Source organism: Janthinobacterium sp. 64, assembly GCF_002813325.1.
GTDB lineage: Bacteria > Pseudomonadota > Gammaproteobacteria > Burkholderiales > Burkholderiaceae_D > Janthinobacterium.
On the sequence record NZ_PHUG01000001.1, the window covers coordinates 54,233 to 75,353 of the forward strand.

At 61.5% G+C, this 21,121-nt stretch carries 23 protein-coding genes; 4 read left to right on the forward strand and 19 right to left on the reverse strand.

The features are described 5' to 3' along the window. Positions 1 to 460 precede the first annotated feature (460 nt). From CLU91_RS00290 to CLU91_RS28785, 3 genes are all read right to left on the reverse strand, one after another. The gene (locus tag CLU91_RS00290; protein ID WP_157814519.1) at positions 461 to 1,213 is read right to left on the reverse strand and encodes an RES family NAD+ phosphorylase; all 753 of its coding nucleotides are present in this window, start codon (positions 1,211 to 1,213) and stop codon (positions 461 to 463) included. Positions 1,214 to 1,539: 326 nt separating this feature from the next. Beyond that, complete coding sequence (locus CLU91_RS00295) at positions 1,540 to 2,208, reverse strand: hypothetical protein (protein WP_157814520.1); 669 nt, start codon at positions 2,206 to 2,208, stop codon at positions 1,540 to 1,542. A 20-nt stretch (positions 2,209 to 2,228) separates the two neighbouring features. Beyond that, entirely contained in the window at positions 2,229 to 2,336 is a 108-nt protein-coding gene (locus CLU91_RS28785; protein WP_100876506.1) for an H-NS family nucleoid-associated regulatory protein, read from the reverse strand. A 120-nt stretch (positions 2,337 to 2,456) separates the two neighbouring features. Here CLU91_RS28785 and CLU91_RS27670 point away from each other — a divergent pair, with 120 nt between their 5' ends. Then, complete coding sequence (locus CLU91_RS27670; protein WP_157814521.1) at positions 2,457 to 2,714, forward strand: hypothetical protein; 258 nt, start codon at positions 2,457 to 2,459, stop codon at positions 2,712 to 2,714. Between the two features lie 182 nt (positions 2,715 to 2,896). Here CLU91_RS27670 and fghA read toward each other — a convergent pair whose 3' ends face one another. The 7 genes from fghA to CLU91_RS00335 all read right to left on the reverse strand — a co-directional run bounded on the left by fghA (position 2,897) and on the right by CLU91_RS00335 (position 8,438). Next, positions 2,897 to 3,766 (reverse strand): S-formylglutathione hydrolase, encoded by an 870-nt coding sequence (fghA, locus tag CLU91_RS00305; RefSeq protein WP_100872486.1) that lies wholly within the window; start codon positions 3,764 to 3,766, stop codon positions 2,897 to 2,899. 56 nt (positions 3,767 to 3,822) lie between these two features. Beyond that, positions 3,823 to 4,686: an NAD-dependent protein deacetylase gene (locus CLU91_RS00310; protein ID WP_100872487.1), complete on the reverse strand. Its 864-nt coding sequence runs from the start codon at positions 4,684 to 4,686 to the stop codon at positions 3,823 to 3,825. 48 nt (positions 4,687 to 4,734) lie between these two features. Then, entirely contained in the window at positions 4,735 to 5,406 is a 672-nt protein-coding gene (lepB, locus tag CLU91_RS00315; RefSeq protein WP_100872488.1) for a signal peptidase I, read from the reverse strand. Between the two features lie 161 nt (positions 5,407 to 5,567). Next, positions 5,568 to 5,813 (reverse strand): hypothetical protein, encoded by a 246-nt coding sequence (locus tag CLU91_RS00320; RefSeq protein WP_100872489.1) that lies wholly within the window; start codon positions 5,811 to 5,813, stop codon positions 5,568 to 5,570. After that, the gene (locus CLU91_RS00325) at positions 5,810 to 6,061 is read right to left on the reverse strand and encodes a hypothetical protein (protein WP_100872490.1); all 252 of its coding nucleotides are present in this window, start codon (positions 6,059 to 6,061) and stop codon (positions 5,810 to 5,812) included. The genes CLU91_RS00320 and CLU91_RS00325 overlap by 4 nt, the downstream gene beginning before the upstream one ends. 126 nt (positions 6,062 to 6,187) lie before the next feature. Further along, positions 6,188 to 7,762 (reverse strand): oleate hydratase, encoded by a 1,575-nt coding sequence (locus tag CLU91_RS00330; protein ID WP_100872491.1) that lies wholly within the window; start codon positions 7,760 to 7,762, stop codon positions 6,188 to 6,190. Between the two features lie 136 nt (positions 7,763 to 7,898). Continuing rightward, positions 7,899 to 8,438 (reverse strand): GNAT family N-acetyltransferase, encoded by a 540-nt coding sequence (locus CLU91_RS00335; RefSeq protein WP_100872492.1) that lies wholly within the window; start codon positions 8,436 to 8,438, stop codon positions 7,899 to 7,901. Positions 8,439 to 8,519: 81 nt separating this feature from the next. On the opposite strand from CLU91_RS00335, the gene CLU91_RS00340 reads away from it, so the two are divergent. Next, positions 8,520 to 8,912, forward strand: a complete 393-nt coding sequence (locus CLU91_RS00340) for a VOC family protein (protein WP_100872493.1) — start codon at positions 8,520 to 8,522, stop codon at positions 8,910 to 8,912. Position 8,913: 1 nt separating this feature from the next. Here CLU91_RS00340 and CLU91_RS00345 read toward each other — a convergent pair whose 3' ends face one another. Beyond that, entirely contained in the window at positions 8,914 to 9,498 is a 585-nt protein-coding gene (locus CLU91_RS00345) for a DinB family protein (RefSeq protein WP_100872494.1), read from the reverse strand. 151 nt (positions 9,499 to 9,649) lie between these two features. Here CLU91_RS00345 and CLU91_RS00350 point away from each other — a divergent pair, with 151 nt between their 5' ends. Next, complete coding sequence (locus tag CLU91_RS00350; RefSeq protein WP_157814522.1) at positions 9,650 to 10,663, forward strand: HDOD domain-containing protein; 1,014 nt, start codon at positions 9,650 to 9,652, stop codon at positions 10,661 to 10,663. A gap of 26 nt (positions 10,664 to 10,689) precedes the next feature. Here CLU91_RS00350 and CLU91_RS00355 read toward each other — a convergent pair whose 3' ends face one another. The 8 genes from CLU91_RS00355 to CLU91_RS00390 form a co-directional block, all read right to left on the reverse strand. Next, positions 10,690 to 11,391 (reverse strand): ABC transporter ATP-binding protein, encoded by a 702-nt coding sequence (locus CLU91_RS00355; RefSeq protein WP_100872496.1) that lies wholly within the window; start codon positions 11,389 to 11,391, stop codon positions 10,690 to 10,692. Further along, positions 11,384 to 12,097, reverse strand: a complete 714-nt coding sequence (locus tag CLU91_RS00360; RefSeq protein ID WP_100872497.1) for an ABC transporter ATP-binding protein — start codon at positions 12,095 to 12,097, stop codon at positions 11,384 to 11,386. Before CLU91_RS00360 ends, CLU91_RS00355 begins: the two co-directional genes overlap by 8 nt. Then, positions 12,090 to 13,073: a branched-chain amino acid ABC transporter permease gene (locus CLU91_RS00365; protein WP_100872498.1), complete on the reverse strand. Its 984-nt coding sequence runs from the start codon at positions 13,071 to 13,073 to the stop codon at positions 12,090 to 12,092. Before CLU91_RS00365 ends, CLU91_RS00360 begins: the two co-directional genes overlap by 8 nt. Then, positions 13,070 to 13,942: a branched-chain amino acid ABC transporter permease gene (locus CLU91_RS00370; RefSeq protein ID WP_035817692.1), complete on the reverse strand. Its 873-nt coding sequence runs from the start codon at positions 13,940 to 13,942 to the stop codon at positions 13,070 to 13,072. The genes CLU91_RS00365 and CLU91_RS00370 overlap by 4 nt, the downstream gene beginning before the upstream one ends. 105 nt (positions 13,943 to 14,047) lie before the next feature. Then, positions 14,048 to 15,214, reverse strand: coding sequence for an ABC transporter substrate-binding protein (locus CLU91_RS00375; RefSeq protein WP_100872499.1), 1,167 nt, complete (start codon positions 15,212 to 15,214; stop codon positions 14,048 to 14,050). A 60-nt stretch (positions 15,215 to 15,274) separates the two neighbouring features. Further along, positions 15,275 to 16,813 (reverse strand): class I adenylate-forming enzyme family protein, encoded by a 1,539-nt coding sequence (locus CLU91_RS00380; protein ID WP_100872500.1) that lies wholly within the window; start codon positions 16,811 to 16,813, stop codon positions 15,275 to 15,277. Between the two features lie 11 nt (positions 16,814 to 16,824). Beyond that, on the reverse strand, positions 16,825 to 17,979 hold the full coding sequence (locus tag CLU91_RS00385; protein WP_100872501.1) for an acyl-CoA dehydrogenase family protein: 1,155 nt from the start codon (positions 17,977 to 17,979) through the stop codon (positions 16,825 to 16,827). Between the two features lie 39 nt (positions 17,980 to 18,018). Then, on the reverse strand, positions 18,019 to 18,843 hold the full coding sequence (locus CLU91_RS00390) for an IclR family transcriptional regulator (protein WP_100872502.1): 825 nt from the start codon (positions 18,841 to 18,843) through the stop codon (positions 18,019 to 18,021). Between the two features lie 277 nt (positions 18,844 to 19,120). Here CLU91_RS00390 and CLU91_RS00395 point away from each other — a divergent pair, with 277 nt between their 5' ends. Then, a complete protein-coding gene (locus CLU91_RS00395; protein ID WP_198521193.1) occupies positions 19,121 to 21,109 on the forward strand; it encodes a TonB-dependent receptor plug domain-containing protein in 1,989 nt (662 codons plus the stop codon). Positions 21,110 to 21,121: the final 12 nt, after the last annotated feature.

Sequence of the window (21,121 nt, forward strand, 5' to 3'; positions counted from 1 at the left end):
CACATTGCATAAGAGCAACAGTCACTAAATCGACTCGACGACACTCAGTTACCCTGTGTCGAATCATGGGGATTGACGTGACTGGTGACGCCGCATGACGTGTTGCTACTCAGCATACCTTGCTGTAGTGTATTGAACAACAGCTAAGTGCTTGACGTTCTAGTGCCGGAACTAGAAGTGTTTCGTGCATTATTTGTACACGACAGCAGGTCGTCATGTAAGTGCTTGATTACTTTGATGTATTCCAGACCCTAACAATACACAAGGTATAACGCAGGTTTGGGCAATGCGACACGCGATCACGTAAGCTGTTGATTTCTATGATGTTCCTACACTTATTCACATTCTCGACACGCCCATGAATAAATCCCCAAACCTTGATCCCGAAAATGACATGCAGTGCTACGTAGCTGCTGGGTGGTAGGTGGCATCAAGTAAATTATCGCGGTAAGCGGCTGGGCTAATTACTTTTCCGAAAGTACCTGTTTGCACATTCACTGAATTCGTAATTCACAGAATCGACGCTATACACTCCGCAGTTGATAAGATCTGCTGCAGCTAAGTCAAACAATACGAAATTAAGTCCTTTCCCAAGACCGCTTTTGAAGCATACGCCATCGAGCCCATTATCTAAAAAGAATTCAACCAGAACTTGTGTTGGAATGTAACTTGAACTCGTGTCGCCGCGAGAAACAGGGCGGCTAAATGCCTGATTGATCTGCCACCAAATCGCATTCCGAATCCCTTCCTGCGTAGTCGGGGGATTGAAAATAAGTTCCACATTCCAAAATTCCTGTTTTGTTGAAAAACAATCAACTATTTTCAAGTTGCGTTGTATCTCAAACTGCGCTACCGAGAGCATTTCTGCCCGTTGCGGCCTAAGCTCCGCCATACACGTGTCTAAATCGTTTGAAAGGTAGAGGTAGGGTATGCCACGAGGATTTGCGCGACCCTCGCCACAATAGTCACGGTTCGGCTTCATTCTCTGCTCGCTAAATCCTCTGATGATAGATTCGCCGTCTAAATTCTCTTCTGCGAACCCTATCTGTGCCCGGCAAAGGAGATTTCCTTTTGATAAACTCCGCGTTCTTTCCGGTAGAGTCGTTTTCAGCGCCTTAAGGAACTCGACTACAGGACCAGTATGAACATACCGTTGTTTGTAGCGAATATCTCGCTGGAAAATGTCGTAGTCGTTATGGTTCTTAAAGTCCACTTGGTTCCTTGTCCGTGAATTGTTGATTCGCGACATTCTGTGTTGCTTAGTTGCTGGGTGGTGGGTGGCATCACTCAAGAATTTCACTCACCATGTCGCTCGACTGTGCCGGTAAAATAATTGGTTCTTTCCTTCCACCTGGGCCTACTGCCAATCGAGAGTCGGTGTTGAACTTGACGTACCTGATTAATAGCACCTAGTGAGTAGCCCCAGGTGTAGTTTTTCACGGGCTATTTTCTAAGATACTGGTATTAAAACCAACACCAAGTACCAGCCAGGAAACCATCATCATGGGTTGGTGGTAATGTCGTGGTCTACTGATTTTGCTACTCCTGTACCGGATTTGGAACGCCTTGATAAACATCGGCTAGCTCCCAATGGCGTTCCAGTTCTGCTGCATCGTTGGTGTCTAAACCGATAGCGGCAAGTGCCTTGATCGCTGTTACGAGGCCAACTGCGATCAGCAATCGCGTGTTATTGATGTAAAACCGCCAGTCTTGATCGTTGGTGTGTGTGATGCCGAGTAACTTTGATGCTAGCTCCCGTTTCCTATCGGGAGAACATTGTTCAAAGAAATTGGATAGTGAGCCGCCGAGATTACTCACCTCATGAGCAAATGAATTACGGAACTGTGCAACGGCGTTAAGCTGATCTTTGACACCTTTGGAAATCACGCGCAGTTTAACCGCTAACTCTAACCGCTTGCCATTTGGAAGATCGCTAAAGTGGTCATACCAGACGCTACGATTTTCTTCATCCGCAACTGTGCTAACAAGCGCATGTGTTACCGCTGCCTCGCAAAGCACAGCAGTTTTTACGATGTAGGCCCAGTCATCTTTCTCAGAATCGAGATTTTCAATGAATCCGTTGGGAATACCCAACCGAGACTCAAGACTTGTATAAAGGCGTAGCCTTTCTGCGTGGCGCACGGCCTGTTCTGCCAAGTGCTGCCGATCTTCATCGGACCAATCATCGTCTGCTTCATTAACGGCCACTGGGTTCTCCCACTGCTAAATCAGTTAACGCGTGCTGCCGACAAGTCCACGCCAGCAGCAACCATAGCTTTTACCCAGTTCGGCTGACGACCACGGCCAGTCCATTCCTGCGATGCGTCTTGCGGTATTGTACGGCTACTTTGCCGGTTGACTTCTTGATGTTGCCATTGCCGATCAGGTCTTTCAGCGGCTAGCCCATGCGATGTGCAATGGCGTAAATTTCATTGCGTGCGGCTTCAAGGTCAGACTTGGCACAGCTCTTTTCTTCTGCCTTCGCGGCTACCTATGAAGCCGTCTGGCTTCCACACGATGCCAAGCACCAGACTTTCGTGACAAAGCAATCTGTCATCGACAGGTTTATGGCGCATGACTTGCCAGCACGTATTTCACCAGACCCAGATGCAGGCCGTCGCATCATGCACGGTAAGCGTTACACCATCGACCATGGTGCACCAGTGCCAAAGCCCATTACGTTGGTAGATTGCTATTTTATTCTCCTGAAGTGATGCAATACCGACTTCGTACACAAAAAATGCGCAAATTTTGTTTTGAAAGCGTGTACAAAAAATGCACAAATTCTGTTACGGAATTAGTATTGCAGGGGTCAGGACGGATGCATTCTGGCAACTAAGAAATCAACAAAATTATGGCAATAATAACATCAAAAAAATGCCTCGGTAGCTTCTACTCAGCCGATGGCGCGCAAGTTGCGTGCATGGAAGCGCACATGCTCTTCCATGAAGCTGGCGATGAAGTAATAGCCGTGGTCATAGCCGGCATGGCGGCGCAGTCGTAATGGCTGGCCGGCGTCGCGGCACGCCGCTTCGAAGATGTCGGGGTGCAGTTGCTCGGGCAGGAACTTGTCGGCCAGGCCCTGGTCGATCAAAATGCCTTGTGGGAACAGCGGCGGCTGGTCTTGCCGGCCGCGCATCAGTGCGCTGGCGTCGTATTGCTGCCAGCTGGCTGCATCGTTGCCCAGATAGCCCGTGAAGGCTTTTTTGCCCCACGGACACTGGCTCGGTGCGGCGATGGGCGCGAAGGCGGACACGGAACGGAACAGCTCAGGATTGCGCAAGGCCAGCACCAGCGCGCCGTGGCCGCCCATCGAGTGGCCGAAAATGCCCGTGCGCTGCGCATCGATCGCCAGGTCCTGTTCCAGCAGGGCGCGCAGTTCCAGGATGTAGCTGTACATCCGGTAATGGCTGCGCCACGGCGCCTCGGTGGCGTCGACGTAAAAGCCGGCGCCCGCGCCGAAATCCCAGGAGTCGCTTTCGCCCGCAATGTTCGCGCCACGGGGGCTGGTGTCGGGCGCGATCAGGATCAGGCCTTCCTCGGCCGCCACGCGCTGCGCGCCGCCCTTGATCATGAACGTTTCTTCCGTGCACGTCAGGCCCGCCAGGTAAAACAGGGCGGGGCGCTTGGTGCTGGCCGTGGCGCCTGGCGGCGTATCGGGAATGAAGGCCGAGAAACGCATGGGCAAGCCGATCGCTTGCGCGTCGTGGCGATAAAAGCGTTGTACGCCGCCAAAACAGGCGTGTTCACTCAACAGTTCCAGCATGAATTCTCCTCGTTAATCTCACAGTATAGCCAGAGCGGCGCAACGCTGAGGCGGGATCAGTCCAGCATGGCCGCTAATGCTGGCAAGATGTCCTGTGCCGGCGCTTCGGTCTTGAAGGCCAGCAAATGGTCGGCGCGCGTCTTGCCCAGGTTGATGGCGGCCACGGGCTTGCCCGTTTCGGCCGCCATGCGGCACAGGCGAAAGCTGGAATACACCATGACGGACGAGCCCACCACCAGCAGGGCGCTGGCCGCCTGCATCTTGCTTTCCGCTTCGGCCGCGCAGGCGGCGGGCACGCCGTCGCCGAAAAACACCACGTCGGGTTGCACGGTGCCGCCGCAGCGGGGACAGACGGGCACGTGGAATGTGGCCAGCTGCGATGGCTCCAGCAAGGCGTCGCCATCGGGCGCCGGCGTGGCCGTGGCGCCCAGCAGTTGCGGATTGTCGCGTTCGAGCTGGGCCTGGATCAGGCGGCGCGTATGGCGGGCGCGGCAATCGAGGCATACGACGCCATGTATGCTGCCGTGCAACTCCGTGACGGCGGTGCTGCCGGCTTGCTGATGCAAGCCATCCACGTTTTGCGTGACCAGGCCGCCGATGTGCTGGCGCTGCGCCAGATGCGCGATGGCCAGGTGACCGGGATTGGGCATGGCGCGCGCCAGGGTGGGCCAGCCCACCATGCTGCGCGCCCAGTAGCGGCGGCGTACGGCTTCCTGGCGGCGAAAATCGGGGCCTTGCACGGGCGCGTTGCCGCGCCGCACGCCTTCCGTGTCGCGGTAGTCGGGTATGCCGGACGCCGTGCTGATGCCGGCGCCCGTCAGCAGCAGCACGTCGGGATGGCGCTGCAGGAATTGCGCCAGCTGTTCCAGGGCGGCATCGTCGCTGGCGGACTGCTGGCTGGCTGAGGAAAAATTTTGCATGATGCGCCATGCTAACCGAAAAGCATGGCGCCGTTGCAAGGGCAGTGTTTACTCCAGCTTCATGCCGAAACGCTGCAGCCGCGGCTGCCAATGCTCCTGGATGTTGGCCGAGACGAGGATGCGCTCGGCCTTGCCGATCAGCAATGCGCGTGGCACGAAGCCGAAGTAGCGCGAGTCGGCGCTGTTGTCGCGGTTATCGCCCAGCATCATGAAGTGGTCGGCCGGCACCGTCACGGGGGCAAAGCTGCGGGCCGCGCCCGCGATTTCCGGCAAGACCTGGATGCGGTGCTGCTCGGTCGCGTTGCGTTCGCTGATGCGCTGCGCCGTCAGCTGGCCCACGTGGGCGATGGTTTCGGGCGCCGTGTCGAGCGCCGTGTAGCGGGCGGGCTGGCCATTGATGACCAGCTGTTCATTGCGCATTTCCACCGTGTCGCCGGGCAGGGCGATGATGCGCTTGATCAATCGCGTGCCGTCTTTCGGCGAAGAAAAGGTGACGATGTCTCCCCGCTGCGGGTCGCCCAGGCGTTGCAGCACGATATCGGTGAGCGGCACTTTCAGGTTGAAGGCGAGGCGGTTGACGAAGACCACGTCGCCTTCGAGCAGGTTGGGCCGCATCGACGCCGACGGTATCGGATTCCAGTCCGCCACGGCCGTGCGGAACACGCCGAACAGCAGCAGAAACATCAAAAAACCTTTGTTGGCGCGCATCCATGTTGTCATCTTGGCTCTTTCGCTGGGCAGTGCCCGTGATGGTGAGGGAGGCGCCATTGCTGCTGGCGCCCTATGCACGATGCACGGCGAGGCTGAAGCGAGTCTTAAATCAAGCGCATGCGCGGCCGATGGCGTGGCCGTTGTTGCGTGCAAGCATCACGATGCCTGTTTCAGGGATGCCGGCAAGGTGCTTGCGCGTCGTCGTCGCCGTTCCGCAGGTGCTTGCCGTGCATCTCATCCCACAGCTCGCCCAGCGCCACCAGCAAGCCGCCGGCCACGAGGGGGATCGCCACCAGCCATGGAAGGTTGTCGATCCAGGGGCCCAGCACGATGGCCGAGGCCACGGCGATGACGAGGGCGCTGCACCAGAAGCGGCGCGGATGCCTGAGCGTGAACAGGTAGTGAAGGTGGTTCATACATCCTCCTTGGTGAGCAGGCGGAACAGCCGGGCGGCCAGGATGCTGCTGACGGCAATGACGATGCAGCCATCGAGGAAAAACAGCACCTTGCCCACCAGATGCATGCCCTGTACGAGATAGAGGGGCAGTTCCCGCGCTTCCGCCCACTGCGTCATGCGTGCCAGCACGATGGCGGCGGCAAAGATGACAACGGCCAATGCCAGCACCAGCAGCACATGTTCGAACAGGCGTAGCCGCAGTTTCATGTTGGACTCGGCAAGATAGGGGAAATTCCCGAATCCTGACGTTATCAGTCCAATATCGCCGTGCTTTGCGCTGCGACAAAGGCGCGGCCGACAGCACAAAAACTGCGTTGACGCCGGGAAATGCGCTTATTTGAAGGCCTTGATGACGGCATCGAGCTTGACCTTCAGCGACTTGTCGTGCGCCTGGATGGCCGGCACTGCGCGCTGCACGCCGAGCAACTGGTAGACGGCCGTCTGCGCCGCGCGCACCGAGTATTCCACGGTGAAGACGACATCGTCGGCGAGCTCCACGAACTGGCTGACGAAGGCCAGGTTGACGGAGTTGGCCGGCACGGGCAACGGCCGGTCGCTCTTTGCGCGGGGCATGAACATGCTGGTGATGTAGGGCATGCGGCAGGGAATGCAGTTGGCCGTGGCCATGATGTCGAGGTCGAAGTTCAGGTGGCCGCACAGCTCGCGCAGGATGTCTTCGCCGCTGCATTCGGACATGGGCTTGGCGACGAAGTTGCCGATGCGGTCAGGGTGCAGCGCATAGCCCCAGAATACTTGCACGCCCTCGGGCTGGCCGGCGAAATGGGGCTGGTGCGCCAGCACGATGGACATGAACCAGTTGCTGTCCTTGAAGGTGACGAGGCCGCCCGTGCCGGCGCTGTTGCCCGTGAATTGCTCCATCCGGTCAAAGAAGGCGCTGTCTTTCAGGGTGACCGTGTACGAGGCCCAGTACGATTCGGGGATGCTGCTGTTGAAGGCGGCTGGACGGCCCAGCGCCGGGCGGCCTTCGGCCAGTTTTTCCCACAGCAGCCAGCCTTGGCTGTCGTTTTTCGTGCGCTTGGCCGGTGCGCCGTGCATGCTGCCGTAGCTGGCGGCATCCGTCATCGAGGCGTTCTGGAAAAACACCAGGTCGCCGGCGGCGACGGGAATCACGTCGGCCAGGCCGCGTCGCTGGCAGTGCAGGGCGGTGGCAGTCAGGCGGCCTTCGGGTTCCTGGACCTCGATATCGGTCACCGTGCAATCCATGATGATGTTGACGCCTTGCTCCTGCAGCCACGCGACCAGCGGGCGCACCAGCGAGTCGTACTGGTTGTAGACGGTGCGCTTGACGCCGGCCAGGGTTTCGATGCGCGAAAACTCCATCATGAAGCGGTGCAGGTAGCGCTTGAACTCGACGGCGCTGTGCCAGGGCTGGAAGGCAAACGTGGTGGCCCACATATACCAGAACTTGGTGTCGAAAAATTCGGGCGAGAGCCAGTCCGTGATGGCGCTGCTGCCCAGCGTGTCTTCATCGGCTTCCGTCAGCTTCAGCAGTTCCAGCCTGTCCTGCATGGAAAAGCCCATGCTGCTGACGTCGACCTTGAAGCGGTTGCGGTCGACCAGGCGCGCGCGCGAGTGGGGAAGGTGCCGTTCGTTGAAGGCGATGGTTTCATCGTAGACGCTCTGGCCCGCATGTTCGAGCGAGGGGATGCTCTTGAACAGGTCCCAGGTGCACTCGTAATTGTCGGTGGTCAGCATGCGCCCGCCGCGCAAGGTATAGCCATCCTCGGCATTGCCGCCGCCATCGAGGCTGCCGCCCGTCACGGGCGATGTTTCGAAGATGGTGATGTTGCTGCCTTGCATGCCGCCGTCGCGGATCATGAAGGCGGCCGCGGCCAGCGAGCCGATGCCGCCGCCGACGAGGTAGGCTTTTTTGTCTGTATGACTCATGGTTTTTCCCTGAATGTGAGTGCATCCGCATGCGCGAAAGGCTTGCAAGCGGCACGGCTGATGCCGTGCCATATTTGCCTATTTTACAACATCCAGGGGAGGCTCGGCGGATAAATAGAGCGTTCGTTCGGTTTTTTCAGGCGTCAGCGTGTTCCTTGCGCCGTTCAAAGTACAGCAGATCCGACCAGGCATCCTGGAAGCGCATGGCTTTTTCCGAGTGGCCATATTGGTGAAAGCCGTTGCGCTGCATGACGGCGATCGACCCCAGGTTTTGCGGCCGCGCTGTCGCTTCCACGCGCCACAGTTCCAGTGTGCCGAACGCCTCTTCCAGCAACAGGGCGACCACGCGCGTGGCGTAGCCGCGTCCGCCGAACCGTTCGCCGATGCGATAACCGAGCGTCGCCTTGTTGAAGTAGGGGCGCGTGACGGCCGTCAGGTTGACCCTGCCGATGATTTGTCCGTCCAGCTTGGCCAGGTACTGGTAAGCGAGGTCTTGCTGGCGCTCGCGCTGCGCCTGCTCAATGGCGGCGGCGATGGCTTCCTGGTGGTAATAGGACGGTGCGCGCGCCGTGACCCAGCTTTCAAAATACGCCCGGTTGTCCAGTTCGAAGGCCAGCAAGGCAGGAAGGTCGGCGCTGGAGGGTGGGAGCAACTGAAGGCGGTCGAGGTCTGGCATGGAATCGTGTCGGAAAGCGATACGCCATTATAATCAGCTGGCGCATTTCGCCGCACATGCTTGAATTCATGAAGGAGCAGCATGCTGTCCCATCTCTGCCTCGGCACCAACGACTTTCCCCGCGCCTACGCCTTCTACACGGCCCTGCTGGGAGAACTCGATTTGATCGAGAAATTTCATGATCCGGCCAAGCCCTGGGCGGGCTGGATGGCGCAGCAGGCGCCGCGCCCCCTGTTCGTGCTGACGGCGCCCCACGACGGCTTGCCGGCGACGCCAGGCAATGGCCAGATGACGGCCTGGCTGGCAGCCAGCCGCGCCCAGGTGGACCGCAGCTACCAGGCCGCGCTGGCGCTGGGCGCCGTGTGCGAGGGGCCACCCGGCTTGCGGCCCCATTATCACGCCAGTTATTATGGCGCCTACTTCCGCGACCTCGACGGCAACAAGCTTTGCGTCTGCTGCCACGCCGAAGAATGATTCAGCGCGGGCCCCAGACGTCGTCTTCCGTCCAGCCCAGTTCCAGGAAATCCTGCGCCCGCTCGCCCGCTTCGCCAGCGCAATAGAATTCGTCGAGCTGGGGCGCTTCGATGCGCGTGCCCGCCAGCATGGCATGCACTTGCCCCCGGTGGTGGATCTGGTGCTGGAACACATGCGCCAGCAGGCGCTGGCGCGTGTCGATTTGCGGATTGTCGCGCAGGATCGTCACGGGCCGCGCCAGGTCTGCATCGCACAGGCTGCGGCAATGGGCGATCAGGCGCAGGTCCGAGGCGCGCTGCGCCGCCTGCAGCGCGGCGCAGTCGGTAAATGGCTCGTCCTTTTCAAAGAAGACATAGCAGTCGGCGTGGGGCGCTGCGCCGCGCAGCTCGCGTTCGAGCGCGTCGAGATAAAACCAGTCGCATGTGAGGATGTGGTTCAGGGTAAACTGGATGGTGGGGAAAAAACTCACGCGCGTGGCCTGGAATTCGGCCTGGGTCAGTTGCCCGCAAGCCTTCAGCAGGCGGTGGTTGGCCCAGGCGTTGTTGTACGCCTGGCTGGTGATGTAGTGCGCAAGTGGATTGTTCATGCTGGATCGCCTGTCGAGCAGGGCAGGGTTTATGTCGTGCCACTTTAGCATGTTGCGGCAGGTGGACAAAGCATTCACGCCAGCCGCACCAGTGCTGCTGTCATCAAGTAGAATCACGGAGCGAACTTCGCGATAATGATGCATACAGGGCTTGGATAGCAAAATGGGCTGGATAGGAAAATTACTGAACGGCGGCGACGAAAAAGGCAAGCCTGCGCCAGCCACTGCGGCGGCTCCCGAGGCGACACGGCAGCCAGCCACCATCACCGAAATCGATGCCATGTACTACCGCTGGCTGGCGGCTGCGGCTGCGGGTTCTGCGCAGGCTCCGGCCGAGACCGAACAGCAGATTCTGGACGAATTGGCGCGCCTGGCCCGTGAACCGATCGCTGGCGCCGCGCTGGTGCCGCGCATTCCCGCCATCATTCCGCAGTTGATGCGTACCTTGCAAGATGAAAACATGAGCGCGGCCAAGCTGTCGACCCAGCTGGCCCAGGACGTGCTGCTGGTCGCCGAGGTCTACCGCGAAGCGAACCGGCCCTGCTACCAGTCGCGCTATAACGCCAGCCCGTCGATCAGCAACATGGAAGGCGCCATCATGCTGCTCGGGCAAAACGGCATGCGCATGCTGCTCGCCCGCGTCGCCTTCCGTCCCATCGTCAGCATGCAAAGCGGCGGGCTGACCGTGCGCACGGCGCCGCTGATCTGGCGCCAGTCCGAAAAATGTGCACTGGCGGCCAGCCTGGTCGCGCCAACGATGCATGCCAACGCCTTCGATGCCTATCTCGCGGGGCTGATGGCCAATGTCGGCCTGGTGGTGGCGTTCCGGCTGATCGACCAGATGCATGCGCCCGATGTCTTTCCGCAATCGGACGCTTTCATTGCGCAAGTGTTTGCGCAAGCGCGCATCTTGTCGGTACGGATTGCCGAATTATGGGAATTTCCCCAGTCCGTGACCCGCGCGATCGGGCAGGCGGGCGTCGATGCCGATGCCGATGCCGATGCCGATCCGCAGGCGCAGGCGCTGGCGCTGGGCGAGCGCTTGAGCAAGCTGCGCATGCTGGCCGATAGCGGCCGCTTTCCTGCCGACGATCCCTTCGTGACGACCGGACTGGGCAAGAGTGAGCTGCTGGCGTTCGGCAAACTGGCCGACGACGACGAGTGATGCCAGCCGCGTGCGGCGGATATCCCTCAGCGCGCAAAATACAGTTCATGCAGGTGATCGAGGTCGACGTCATCGGCTTTTTGCGACAGTGCCACTTTGCCGCTTTGCATCAGGTAGACGTGGTCGGCCACGCCCACGGCGCGCGCCGTATTCTGTTCCACGAGAATGATGGTGCGCCTGCCGTCGTTCAGGCGCGCGAGGATCTCGAACAGCTCGTTGACCACCAGCGGCGCCAGGCCCAGCGAAGGCTCGTCGATGATCAGCAGCGACGGGTCCGACATCAGGCCGCGCGCCATGGCCAGCATCTGCGCCTCGCCACCCGAGAGTGACCCGGCCAGCTGGCGGCGCCGCTCGTGCAGGCGCGGGAACATGGCGTAGGCCTCGGCCAGGCGCGCCGGCATGTGGCGGCGGTGCTCTTTCGGAAACGCGCCCATGATCAGGTTTTCTTCCACGCTCATGTCGCGAAACGTCATGCGCCCCTCGGGGATCATCGTCACCCTCGCATCGCTCATCTTCCACGTCGGCGTGCCGTTGATGGGAGTGCCATCGAGCGCGATGCTGCCCGCACCGACGGGCAGCAACCCCATGATGGCGCGCAGCAGCGTGGTCTTGCCGGCGCCGTTCGGGCCGATGATGGTGGTCAGCTTGCCCTTCTGGATGGACAGCGACACATCCCACAGCACATTGATGGCGCCATAGCCGGCGCGCAGGTTTTCTATCTCAAGCATGGGCTGCTCCCGTATAACTTTCGATCACGGCCGGATCGCGGAAGACGGCATCGGGCGTGCCATCGGCGATCAGCTGGCCAAAATTGAGCACGGCCACGCGCTGGCACAGATTGCTGATGGTTTCGATGTCGTGCTCGATCATGACGATGCCCACGCCAAAGGCCGCGTGCAAGTCCTTCAGCATGCCCATGAAACGGCGCTTGCCGTTCGTTTCCAGGCCGGCCAGCACTTCATCGAGCAGCAGCAGTTTCGGGTTCGTCGCCAGCGCCTTGGCCACTTCCAGCGCCTTCAATTCCGTCAGCGCCAGTTCGCTGGCCGCATCGCGCCCGGCCTTGTCAAGCAGGCTCGTAAAATCGAGGATTTCATCGATCTTGCGCATGTCCACCTTGCCAGTGCCGAAGCGCTGTGCCACGATCAGATTTTCGCGCACCGTCAGTTCATGCATCGGTTGCGGAATCTGGAAGGTGCGGCCCAGCCCCAGGCGCGCGCGCTGGTACATGGGCGTGGCCATGATGTCGCGCCCTTCGAAGCGGATGCCGCCGCTGGTGGGGCGTACGAGCCCGGAAATGGCATTGAACAGGGTGGTCTTGCCGGCGCCGTTCGCGCCCACGAGGCCGATCACGTCGTGGCTGCCCACGTTCAAGGTGACGGAATCGACGGCCGTCAGGCCGCCGAAGCGCACGGACACATTATCGAGTTCAAGCATGTGATTTCTCCTTCGCTTTCTCCTTGACCAGCGCTTTTTTCAGCCATTTTTGCAGCAGCGGCAGCAAGCCGTTCGGACTGAAGACGATCATCGCCACCAGCAGCACGCCCAGCACCAGCTGGTGGCCAGTGGGGATCAGCGACTTGAAAATCAGCTGGTCGACCAGGTAGACCACCACGGCGCCCAGCACGGGGCCGAGTATCGTGCGGTAGCCGCCGAAGATGGCCGCCACGATGGGCAAGGTCACCCACAGACTATTGAAGGCGTAGTCGGGCTCCAGGAAGTTGATGTAATGGGCGTTGAATGCGCCGAACAGGCCCGCCATGAAGGCTGACACGAGCAGCATCGCGCCTTTGAGCAAGGTGCTGTTGACGCCGACGACGCGCGTGGCGTCTTCGCTGTCGTGCATGGCGCGCAGGGCGATGCCGTAATGGCTGGCGCGGATGCGGCTGTAGGCCAAGGCGCATGCCACCACCAGGGTCAGCACGACCAGGTAGGCGCCCGTCTTGCTGGCCAGATCAAAACCGAAGACGGTGGGCAGGGCGGGAATATTGTTGATGCCGCCGGCGCCGCCCGTCACCGAGCTCCATTCCGTGGCCAGGATGCGGAAGATGTGCGCATAGGCGAGGATGGCCAGCGCAAAATATGGCCCGCGCAGCCGCAGCACGGGCAGCATGATGACGGCGGCGATGGCCGCGCCCGCGCCACCGAGCAGCATGGCGGCAAACACGGGCAGGCCCAGTTTCACGGTGGCCAGCGCGGAGACATATGCGCCCACGCCGAAGAAGGCCGCATGGCCGAAGCTGACCATGCCGCCCAGGTTCCCCAGCAGGGCCCAGGACATGGCCACGCCGCCGATGATCAGGGCCGCCACCACCATGCTCATCACGTACTGGTTGGCGCCCAGGGCCAGCGGCACGGCGACGTAGGCGGCCAGCAGCATGCCCGCCGTGGAAAGGACAGTTGAGCGCTTCATCCGCGCCTCCGTTGTGCGCCGAACAAGCCGTTCGGCATGATGAACAGCACCAGCAGGAACAGCACCATGCCGGACAATTCCTGCAGCGCGGAGCTGGCCAGGGTGACGGTCAGCGCTTCGGCCACGCCCAGCAGCACGGCAGCCAGCAGCACGCCGGGAATCGAGCCGATGCCGGCCAATACCGTGATGATGAAGGCTTTCACCGTCAGCGCGCCGCCGTAGGCGGGCTGGATCACGCCATAGCTGAACAGGGCCACGCCGGCAAACGCAGCCAGGATGCCGGCGACCAGAAAGGACACCAGTTCCGTGCGGCCCGGGTCGATGCCCATCAGCTTGGCCGCGTCGCGGTTGCTGGAGACGGCGCGCACGGCGCGGCCATACCAGCTCGTCGACAGCCAGCGCCACAGGGCCGCCATCAGCACCAGGCTGACGCCAAAGAAAATCACTTCGCTGCGCATGCTGAAAAATGGGCCGATTTCAAACCCTTCCTGCAGCCAGCTCGACGAGGTCGAGCGGATGTCCGCCTTCCATACCAGCAAAATGAAATTAGTGAGTATTACGCCGATGCCGTAGGTGAGGATCAGCGAATTGATTTCGCGGTCTTTCTTGATGCGGCTGACGATCAGGTACACGCCCACGGACGTGAGGCTGACGATCACCAGCGCGATGGGGATGGCGAACATGGGCCCCAGGCCCAGGCCAGATTCGACGCTGTAGGCGATGTAGGCGGCCAGCAGCACCAGTTCGCCGTGCGCCAGGTTGATCACTTTCATGGTGCCGAAGACCAGCGCCAGTCCCAGTGCGATCAGGGCGTAGGAGCCGCCCTGCAGCAAGCCTGAATACAGGGCTTGCAAGATTAATTCCGTCATGTCGTCATCCCGTCAGGCAGCCCTGGCGCATCGCCAAAGATGCACCAGGACTGCCGTTCATCGGTGCGCGCCCGGCAGGCGCGCGCGTGTGCAGCGGGAGGCTGCCTACCAGGGCAGGGCCGGATAGGCCAGCTTGCCCGTCGCGTGCTCCTTCGGCCAGACGATCACCACCTTCTTGTCCTGGTGCTGCGCCATGCGGTGCACGAAGTTCAGGTTGTCGCCATTGGCGGCAAACTGCACGCGGCCGATCAGGGTGTCGCGGTCCGTCTTGCGCATCTCGTCGGCCACGCCGCCTTTCTTGAGCGTGCCCTTGTCGGCCGCGCGCGCGATCGCTTCGAACAGCAGCATCGATTGCACATAGCCGAACTGGCCCAGGTAGTCGGGCTCCTTCTTGTACAGCTGCTTGTAGGCGTCGCTGAAAGCCTTGCCGTCGGCCGTCTTGAATTCCGTGGGGAAGGGCAGCAGGGCCGTGCCGAACACATTCGGCATCAGGTCGGGGAAGTCGGTTGCCATCTTCGGCGTGGCCAGCGACCACACGCCCACCATGGCCTTGATCTTCGGTTTCAGGACGCGCGCGGCGCGGATGATGCCCACGTAATCGTTTTCGTAGCCGACCATGGCCACGACTTCCGATTTATCCTGCAGCTTGATCTTGTTGATGATGGGCTTGAAGTCCGTAATGGCCGGGTCGAACGAATGCGTCGTCACTTTCACGCCCTTGGCCGCCAGGGCCTTTTCCACGTCTTTCGCCAGGCCTGTGGTGGCGTCCTTGGTCGAATACACGATGGAGACGGACTTGGCGCCCACGTCCTGCAGCAATCCCAGCATGGCTTTTTCGTAGCCGGCCGTGTTATTGATGCGGAAAAAATTCTTGCGTCCGCTGGCCACCAGGCTGTCGTCCACGCCGCCCGAGGTGATGTAGACGAGGCCCAGCTTATTGGCCGTGTCCGAGGCGGGCGAAATATTGTTCGAGCCATAGCCGCCCGTGATGGCCACCACGCCCTGGCTGGCCAGCTTTTCCACGGCGGCGATGGCCTTGGCGGGCGCCGATTCGTCGTCGACGGTGATGATCTTGATCGTGTGCTTGCCGTTGGTCTTGTTGAAGACTTCGGCCGCGACCATGATCCCTTCCTGCATGCCGGCGCCGACGCGCGCCAGGTTGCCCGTCAGCGGGATTTCCGCGCCGACCAGGAATTCGTCGGCGCTGGCCTGCGTCATCCAGGCGCTGGCAACCAGCGCTGCCATGGCGATGCGTGTGTAGGTGAGTTTCATCGTGTCTCCTCCGGTGATGTGGCTTGGTGTTATTGTCGGGTCTGGTACTACATGGTTAACTTACCGGGCATTCTGCGCCATTTGCCGCAGCTGCCCTTTTAAAATCTTGCCCGTGGCGGCGGCCGGCAGCGCTTCCATGACGATGATGGCGGACGGGCATTTATAGGGCGACAGCGTTTGCGCCAGCCAGGCCTGCAATTGTGCCACGCTGGCGGGCTGGCGCGGGTCCAGCTCCACATAGGCGATGACATCCTCGTTGCCATCGGCCAGCGTTCGCCCGACCACTGCCGACTGCACCACGCAGGGATGGGCGTTGAGCGCCGTTTCCACTTCCAGCGGATATACATTGAAGCCGGAGCGGATGATCAATTCCTTGGTGCGGCCCACGATGAAGAGGGCGCCGTCCGGGTCCTGGCGCGCCATGTCGCCCGTGTTGAGCCAGCCGCCGTCGCGCATGGTGGCCGCCGTCATGGCCGGTTCGCGGTAATAGCCAGCCATGATGTTCGGCCCGCGTATCCACAATTCTCCCGGCTCGCCCGCCGCCACGTCCAGGCCGGCCACGTCCACCACGCGCACTTCCACGCCCGGGATCGGCATGCCGACGGAATCGTCGCGGCGCGGCGCATCCAGGCGCGTCTGGCTGATGGTGGGCGCGCTTTCCGTCATGCCGTAGCCATTGTGCAGCGCGGTGCCCAGCAGCTTTTCCACCTCGTGCTTGAGCGACGGCGCCAGCGGCGAGCCGCCCGCATACGCAAAGCGCAGCCGCGTCGGCAGGGGAGTCTCCGCGCCGCCCAGGGTTTGCAGCAGCTTGGCGTACATGGCGGGCACGCCCTGCACGATGGTCAACTCATCGTCTTTCAATGCGGCCAGCAGGCCGTCGACGGTAAAGCGCGGCACCAGGTACAGCGCGGCGCCCGCATGCAGGCTGCCCAGGGCCACCGAGGCCAGGCCGTACACGTGCGAAATCGGCAGCACGCCGTAGGCGCGGTCGCTGCGCGTCAAGCCACGCAGGGTGCTGGACACGGCGGCGATGAACAGCAGGTTGCGGTGCGTGAGCATCACGCCTTTCGATTGTCCCGTCGTGCCCGTCGTGTAGATCAGCGCGGCCACCTGTTCGTTGTCGGGCACGCAGGCTTCCGGAATGGACGCTGCATTCAATGCTCCCGCCAGCAGCTCACCCATGCCGTCGACCGTGGCGCTGGCCGCGCCCAGACGTGCCGCATGCGCGGCCGCTTCCGGGGAGGCGCCGGCCAGGAACAGCACGCGCCGCGCCGAGCAGTGGCCTGCGATGCTGTCGATCTCGCGCGCCGACAGCCGCGCATTGACGTTGACGATCCACGCATCGATGCTGGCGCAGGCAAAGATCAGCGCCACCTGCAGTGCGCTGTTTTCGCCCACCACCATCAGGCGGTCGCCGGCGCGCACGTCGAGCTGGCGCAGCAGCTGCGCTGCACTTTCCACACTGTGCTGCAGCTGGGCGTAGGTCCAGTGGCGGCCACCTTCATGCAGCGCCGGCGCGTCAGGCGCGCGCGCGGCCCAGTAGGCGGGGATGGCCGACAGGCGCGCCGGCAAGCCGGCCAGCAGGGCAGGGATGTCCATCGCGGTCGCCGTCACTTTTGCGCTGCCTTGATCATGTTGCGGGCGATGACGATCTGCTGGATCTGCGTCGTGCCCTCATAGATGCGGAACAGGCGCACGTCGCGGTAGAAGCGCTCGGCCGCGTATTCGCTGATGTAGCCGGCGCCGCCGTGGATTTGCACGGAGCGGTCGGCCACGCGGCCGCACATTTCGGAGGCGAACAGCTTGCAGCATGACGCTTCCGTCGAGATGTCTTCCTTGTTGTCGCGCCGGCGCGCCGCGTCGAGCACCATGCTGCGCGCCGCATAAATTTCCGCCTTGCTGTCGGCCAGCATGGCCTGGATCAGCTGGAATTCGGCGATCGGCTGGCCGAACTGCTGGCGCTCCATGGCGTAGGCCAGCGCGTCGGCCAGCATGCGTTCGGCTGCGCCCACGCAGACGGCGGCGATGTGCAGGCGTCCCTTGTCGAGCACTTTCATGGCGGTTTTAAACCCCACGCCTTCCTTGCCGCCGATGATGTTCGCGGCCGGTACGCGGCAATTTTCAAAGATGACGTCGCAGGTATGCGCGCCTTGCTGGCCCATTTTTTTATCGATCTTGCCCAGCGAGAGGCCCGGCGTATCCCTTTCCACGATGAAGGCTGAAATGGCCGAGGCACCGCGCTTGACGGGGTCCGTGCGGGCCATGACGGTGAAAATGCTCGCTTCGGGCGCGTTGGTGATATAGCGCTTGCTGCCGTTGAGGATATAAAAGTCGCCATCGCGCACGGCCGTCGTGCGCAGCGAGGCCGCATCGGAACCCGATCCCGCTTCCGTCAGGGCGAACGAGCCGATGATCTCGCCGGCGGCCAGCTTGGGCAGGTAGTATTGTTTTTGCGCTTCCGTACCGTCGATGACGATGCCTTGCGAGCCGATGCCATTGTTGGTGCCGATCAGCGAGCGGAAGGCGGGCGAGGTGCGGGCGATTTCAAACGCGACGCGCACTTCCTCTTCCATGCTCAGTTCCAGCCCGCCGTACGCTTCCGGAATCGACAGGCCGAACAGGCCCAGTTCGCGCATCTGCGCCACGATGGCGGGCGGTATCGTGTCCGTTTCGGCCACCAGCGCCTCGTTCGGCACCAGCACTTCGCGCACGAAGCGGGCGATGCTGTCGAGCAGGATGTTGAGGGTTTCTTCGTCGCGTATCATCAGGGTCCTCGTAGGCGATGTTGAGAGGGGGCGCGCAGTCTAACCGCGTCCCAGGTTTTTTTCCACTGTCTTGACGAGGGCGACCAGGCGCGGTCCCAGGTCGGACTCGAGTTTTTCGCGCGACAGCAAAAAGGCGGGACCGCCGCAATTGAATGCCATCACCTGCTCGCCATCCGCGCCCAGCATGGGCACGCCCACGGCGTGCACGTCGTTCTGCCACTCGCCGGCCGAGATGCAAAAGCCCCGGTCCTGGTAATCCTTGAAGCCTTGTTCGATGCCGGCCTTGATGCGCGGCCAGCGTTCCGTCTCGTGCACGCGCGCATGGTCCATCAGGTAGTCGCGTTCGGCCTGCGGCAGGATGCACAGCAGGGCCTTGCCCATGGCCGTCGTCATCAGGGGAATGCGCGAGCCGACGTCGAGGCGCAGGGTGACATTGGCGCTGCTGCGGCACGTTTCCACGTAGACCATGCTGAGGCGGTCGCGCGTGCCCAGCGACACGGACGCCTGCGCATGTTCGGCCAGTTCCTCCATCAGCGGGCGGGCCAACTTGCGCACGTCGAGGTTCGACAGCATGCGGTAACCGAGGGCCAGCACGCCGGCGCCCAGCTGGTACTTGCCCAGGCTGTCCGAGTAGTTCAGGTAGCCGAGTTTGGTGAGGGTATAGGTGAGGCGAGAGATCGTCGGTTTCGGGATGCCCGTGCGCTTGGCCATGTCCGCGTTCGACAGATAGATTTCGCCGGGACGGAAGCAGCGCAGCACTTCCAGCCCGCGCGCCAGCGCGTTGACGAACTGGCGGTCCTTGCCTTCCTCGTCGTCGCTGAAGACGATGAGTTCCGGATCTGCTGCGGTCTGAATATTTGTCATATTTGCATTCATTTTCAGGCTCCCTGGAAATCAGTTTGCCTAGCCAAATTGTACGTGTCAACCGTTTTGTGAAACATTCGTTCGCACAGCGAAATGCTGCGGTGCATGAAAAATACCTGGAAAATTGACCTGCGCAGCGGTTTTCGGCCTTGCTGCTTGAACATCGCTATATACGTCTGTATATTGCGCTGTTGATGGCGGCCGCTGCACGAGTGGCCGATTTTTGTATTTTTTTGTATACCGCTATATAAAGCGATATATAACGAAAGAGAACAAGATGACGATGGTGAAACAGGTAATGGCGGGCGCCGTGCTGCTGGCGCTGGCGCAGCAGGCCGCCGGCATGGAAGATGTCGATGCGGCGGCGCCGTTCGTGCTGGGCACGGTGACGGTGGTCGGCCAGCGCGAGCAGGCGGGGCAGATGGAACAGCAGGTGGGTTCGCAAGTGAGCCGTGCCGAGATGCGCCGCTTTAACCGCGACAACGTGGGCGACGCCCTCAATTTGCTGTCCGGCGTGTCGTTGTCGACCAATTCGCGCAACGAAAAAACCATCGCCATCCGCGGCTTCGATGCGCGCCAGGTGCCGCTGTACATCGACGGCATTCCCGTCTACGTGCCGTACGACGGCTACGTCGATTTCAACCGCTTCACCACAAGCGACCTGGCCGCCATCCAGGTGGCCAAGGGCTACAGCTCCGTGGCCTACGGCGCCAACACCCTGGGCGGCGCCATCAACCTGGTGTCGCGCAAGCCGACCGCTTTGACGGAAGGCGATGTGTCCGTGGGATTCGGTTCGGGCAGCGAGCGCCAGGTATCGGCCAACGTGGGCACGAACCAGGGCCTGTGGTATCTGCAGGCGGGCGTGTCGTATATCGACAGCGACGGCTTTCCCATGTCGTCGGACTTCCGCCCGACTGCCACGGAAGACGGCGGCATGCGCAACAATGCGTATCGCAAGGACCACAAGCTGTCGCTCAAGGTGGGCTACACGCCCGATGGCGCGCATGCGGGCGACGAATATGCACTCAGCTACTACAAGCAGCATGGCGAAAAGGGCCAGCCGCCATCGACGAATCCCGTCGGCGCGCGCTACTGGCAATGGCCGTACTGGAACAAGGAAAGCGTGTATTTCGTCTCGCAGACGCGCCTGGGCGAGGCCGAGCGTTTGAAACTGCGCCTGTACCACGACAGCTACGACAATGAAATCACGTCCTACACGAACGGCAGCTACACGACCCTGAAAACCAGCGGCCAGGGCAGCGTCAGCGGTGGGCGCAGCATCTATAACGACCGCACGAATGGCGGCGCGGTGGAACTTGAATCGTTCCGCCTGGCCGCGCACAGCCTGCGGTTCGTGGCCAGCTACAAGGCCGATGAACACCAGGAACGCGATGGCAAAGGCGTGCGCACCACCTGGTACAAGGATGCCTTGTGGACCCTGGGCGCGGAAGACAGCATCGCCCTCGATGCAGCGACGCAACTGTCGCTGGGCGCCTCGCGCAATGCACTGCACCCCGACACCGTCTACAGCGCCGGCAATGCCTACACCTTGCCGGAGAATCAATCGGCCACCGATTTGCAGGCGGGCCTGTTCCATCAATTGCATCCCGAGGCGAAGGTGTATGCCACGGTGGCGCGCAAGTCGCGCCTGCCGACCCTGAAGGACCGCTACTCGCAGCGTCTGGGCACGTATATTGAAAACCCGGCCTTGCGCGCGGAGGAGGCGATGAACTATGAGCTGGGATATCAAGGGAACCTGCAGGGCACCAGCCTGGAAGCGGCGCTGTTCTACAGCGACGTGAAGGACAAGATCCAGAGCGTGGCGAACGTCTCGGGCGTGCGTTCGCAGATGCGCAACGCGGGCAGGGCGCATATCAGTGGCGTGGAACTGGGCTTGCGCGGCAGCGCCGGGGCCTGGCTGGACTGGGGCGGCAACTACACGTACACGGACATGAAGAACGTCAGCGATCGCGCCATCCGCCTGACGGACGTGCCGCGCCACAAGCTGACGGCGCATGCCGTGCTGCACGCGGCGCGCCAGGTCGACGTGGTGGCCATCGCGGAATCGAACAGCGGGCGCTGGGTCTCGAACACCCTGGAACTCGGTGGTTTTACCACGCTGAACCTGAAGGCCGTCTACCGCCCCTTGCCGGCATTGACCCTGGAAGCGGGCGTGGCGAACCTGGGTGATCGCAATTATGCGCTGTCCGACGGCTTCCCCAGCGCGGGCCGCACGTGGCTGGCCAATGCGCAATACCAGTTCTGATTTTTTGATTGT

Coding starts and splice junctions, on each gene's coding strand:
- CLU91_RS00380 (WP_100872500.1), bottom strand. CDS start 16,813: ATGGACATCCCTGCCCTGCTGGCCGGCTTGCCGGCGCGCCTGTCGGCC.
- CLU91_RS00375 (WP_100872499.1), bottom strand. CDS start 15,214: ATGAAACTCACCTACACACGCATCGCCATGGCAGCGCTGGTTGCCAGC.
- fghA (WP_100872486.1), bottom strand. CDS start 3,766: ATGCTGGAACTGTTGAGTGAACACGCCTGTTTTGGCGGCGTACAACGC.
- CLU91_RS00330 (WP_100872491.1), bottom strand. CDS start 7,762: ATGAGTCATACAGACAAAAAAGCCTACCTCGTCGGCGGCGGCATCGGC.
- CLU91_RS00385 (WP_100872501.1), bottom strand. CDS start 17,979: ATGATACGCGACGAAGAAACCCTCAACATCCTGCTCGACAGCATCGCC.
- CLU91_RS00310 (WP_100872487.1), bottom strand. CDS start 4,686: ATGCAAAATTTTTCCTCAGCCAGCCAGCAGTCCGCCAGCGACGATGCC.
- CLU91_RS00355 (WP_100872496.1), bottom strand. CDS start 11,391: ATGCTTGAGATAGAAAACCTGCGCGCCGGCTATGGCGCCATCAATGTG.
- CLU91_RS00360 (WP_100872497.1), bottom strand. CDS start 12,097: ATGCTTGAACTCGATAATGTGTCCGTGCGCTTCGGCGGCCTGACGGCC.
- CLU91_RS00365 (WP_100872498.1), bottom strand. CDS start 13,073: ATGAAGCGCTCAACTGTCCTTTCCACGGCGGGCATGCTGCTGGCCGCC.
- CLU91_RS00340 (WP_100872493.1), top strand. CDS start 8,520: ATGCTGTCCCATCTCTGCCTCGGCACCAACGACTTTCCCCGCGCCTAC.
- CLU91_RS00390 (WP_100872502.1), bottom strand. CDS start 18,843: ATGACAAATATTCAGACCGCAGCAGATCCGGAACTCATCGTCTTCAGC.
- CLU91_RS00335 (WP_100872492.1), bottom strand. CDS start 8,438: ATGCCAGACCTCGACCGCCTTCAGTTGCTCCCACCCTCCAGCGCCGAC.
- CLU91_RS00370 (WP_035817692.1), bottom strand. CDS start 13,942: ATGACGGAATTAATCTTGCAAGCCCTGTATTCAGGCTTGCTGCAGGGC.
- CLU91_RS00395 (WP_198521193.1), top strand. CDS start 19,121: ATGACGATGGTGAAACAGGTAATGGCGGGCGCCGTGCTGCTGGCGCTG.
- CLU91_RS00320 (WP_100872489.1), bottom strand. CDS start 5,813: ATGAACCACCTTCACTACCTGTTCACGCTCAGGCATCCGCGCCGCTTC.
- CLU91_RS00345 (WP_100872494.1), bottom strand. CDS start 9,498: ATGAACAATCCACTTGCGCACTACATCACCAGCCAGGCGTACAACAAC.
- CLU91_RS00325 (WP_100872490.1), bottom strand. CDS start 6,061: ATGAAACTGCGGCTACGCCTGTTCGAACATGTGCTGCTGGTGCTGGCA.
- lepB (WP_100872488.1), bottom strand. CDS start 5,406: ATGACAACATGGATGCGCGCCAACAAAGGTTTTTTGATGTTTCTGCTG.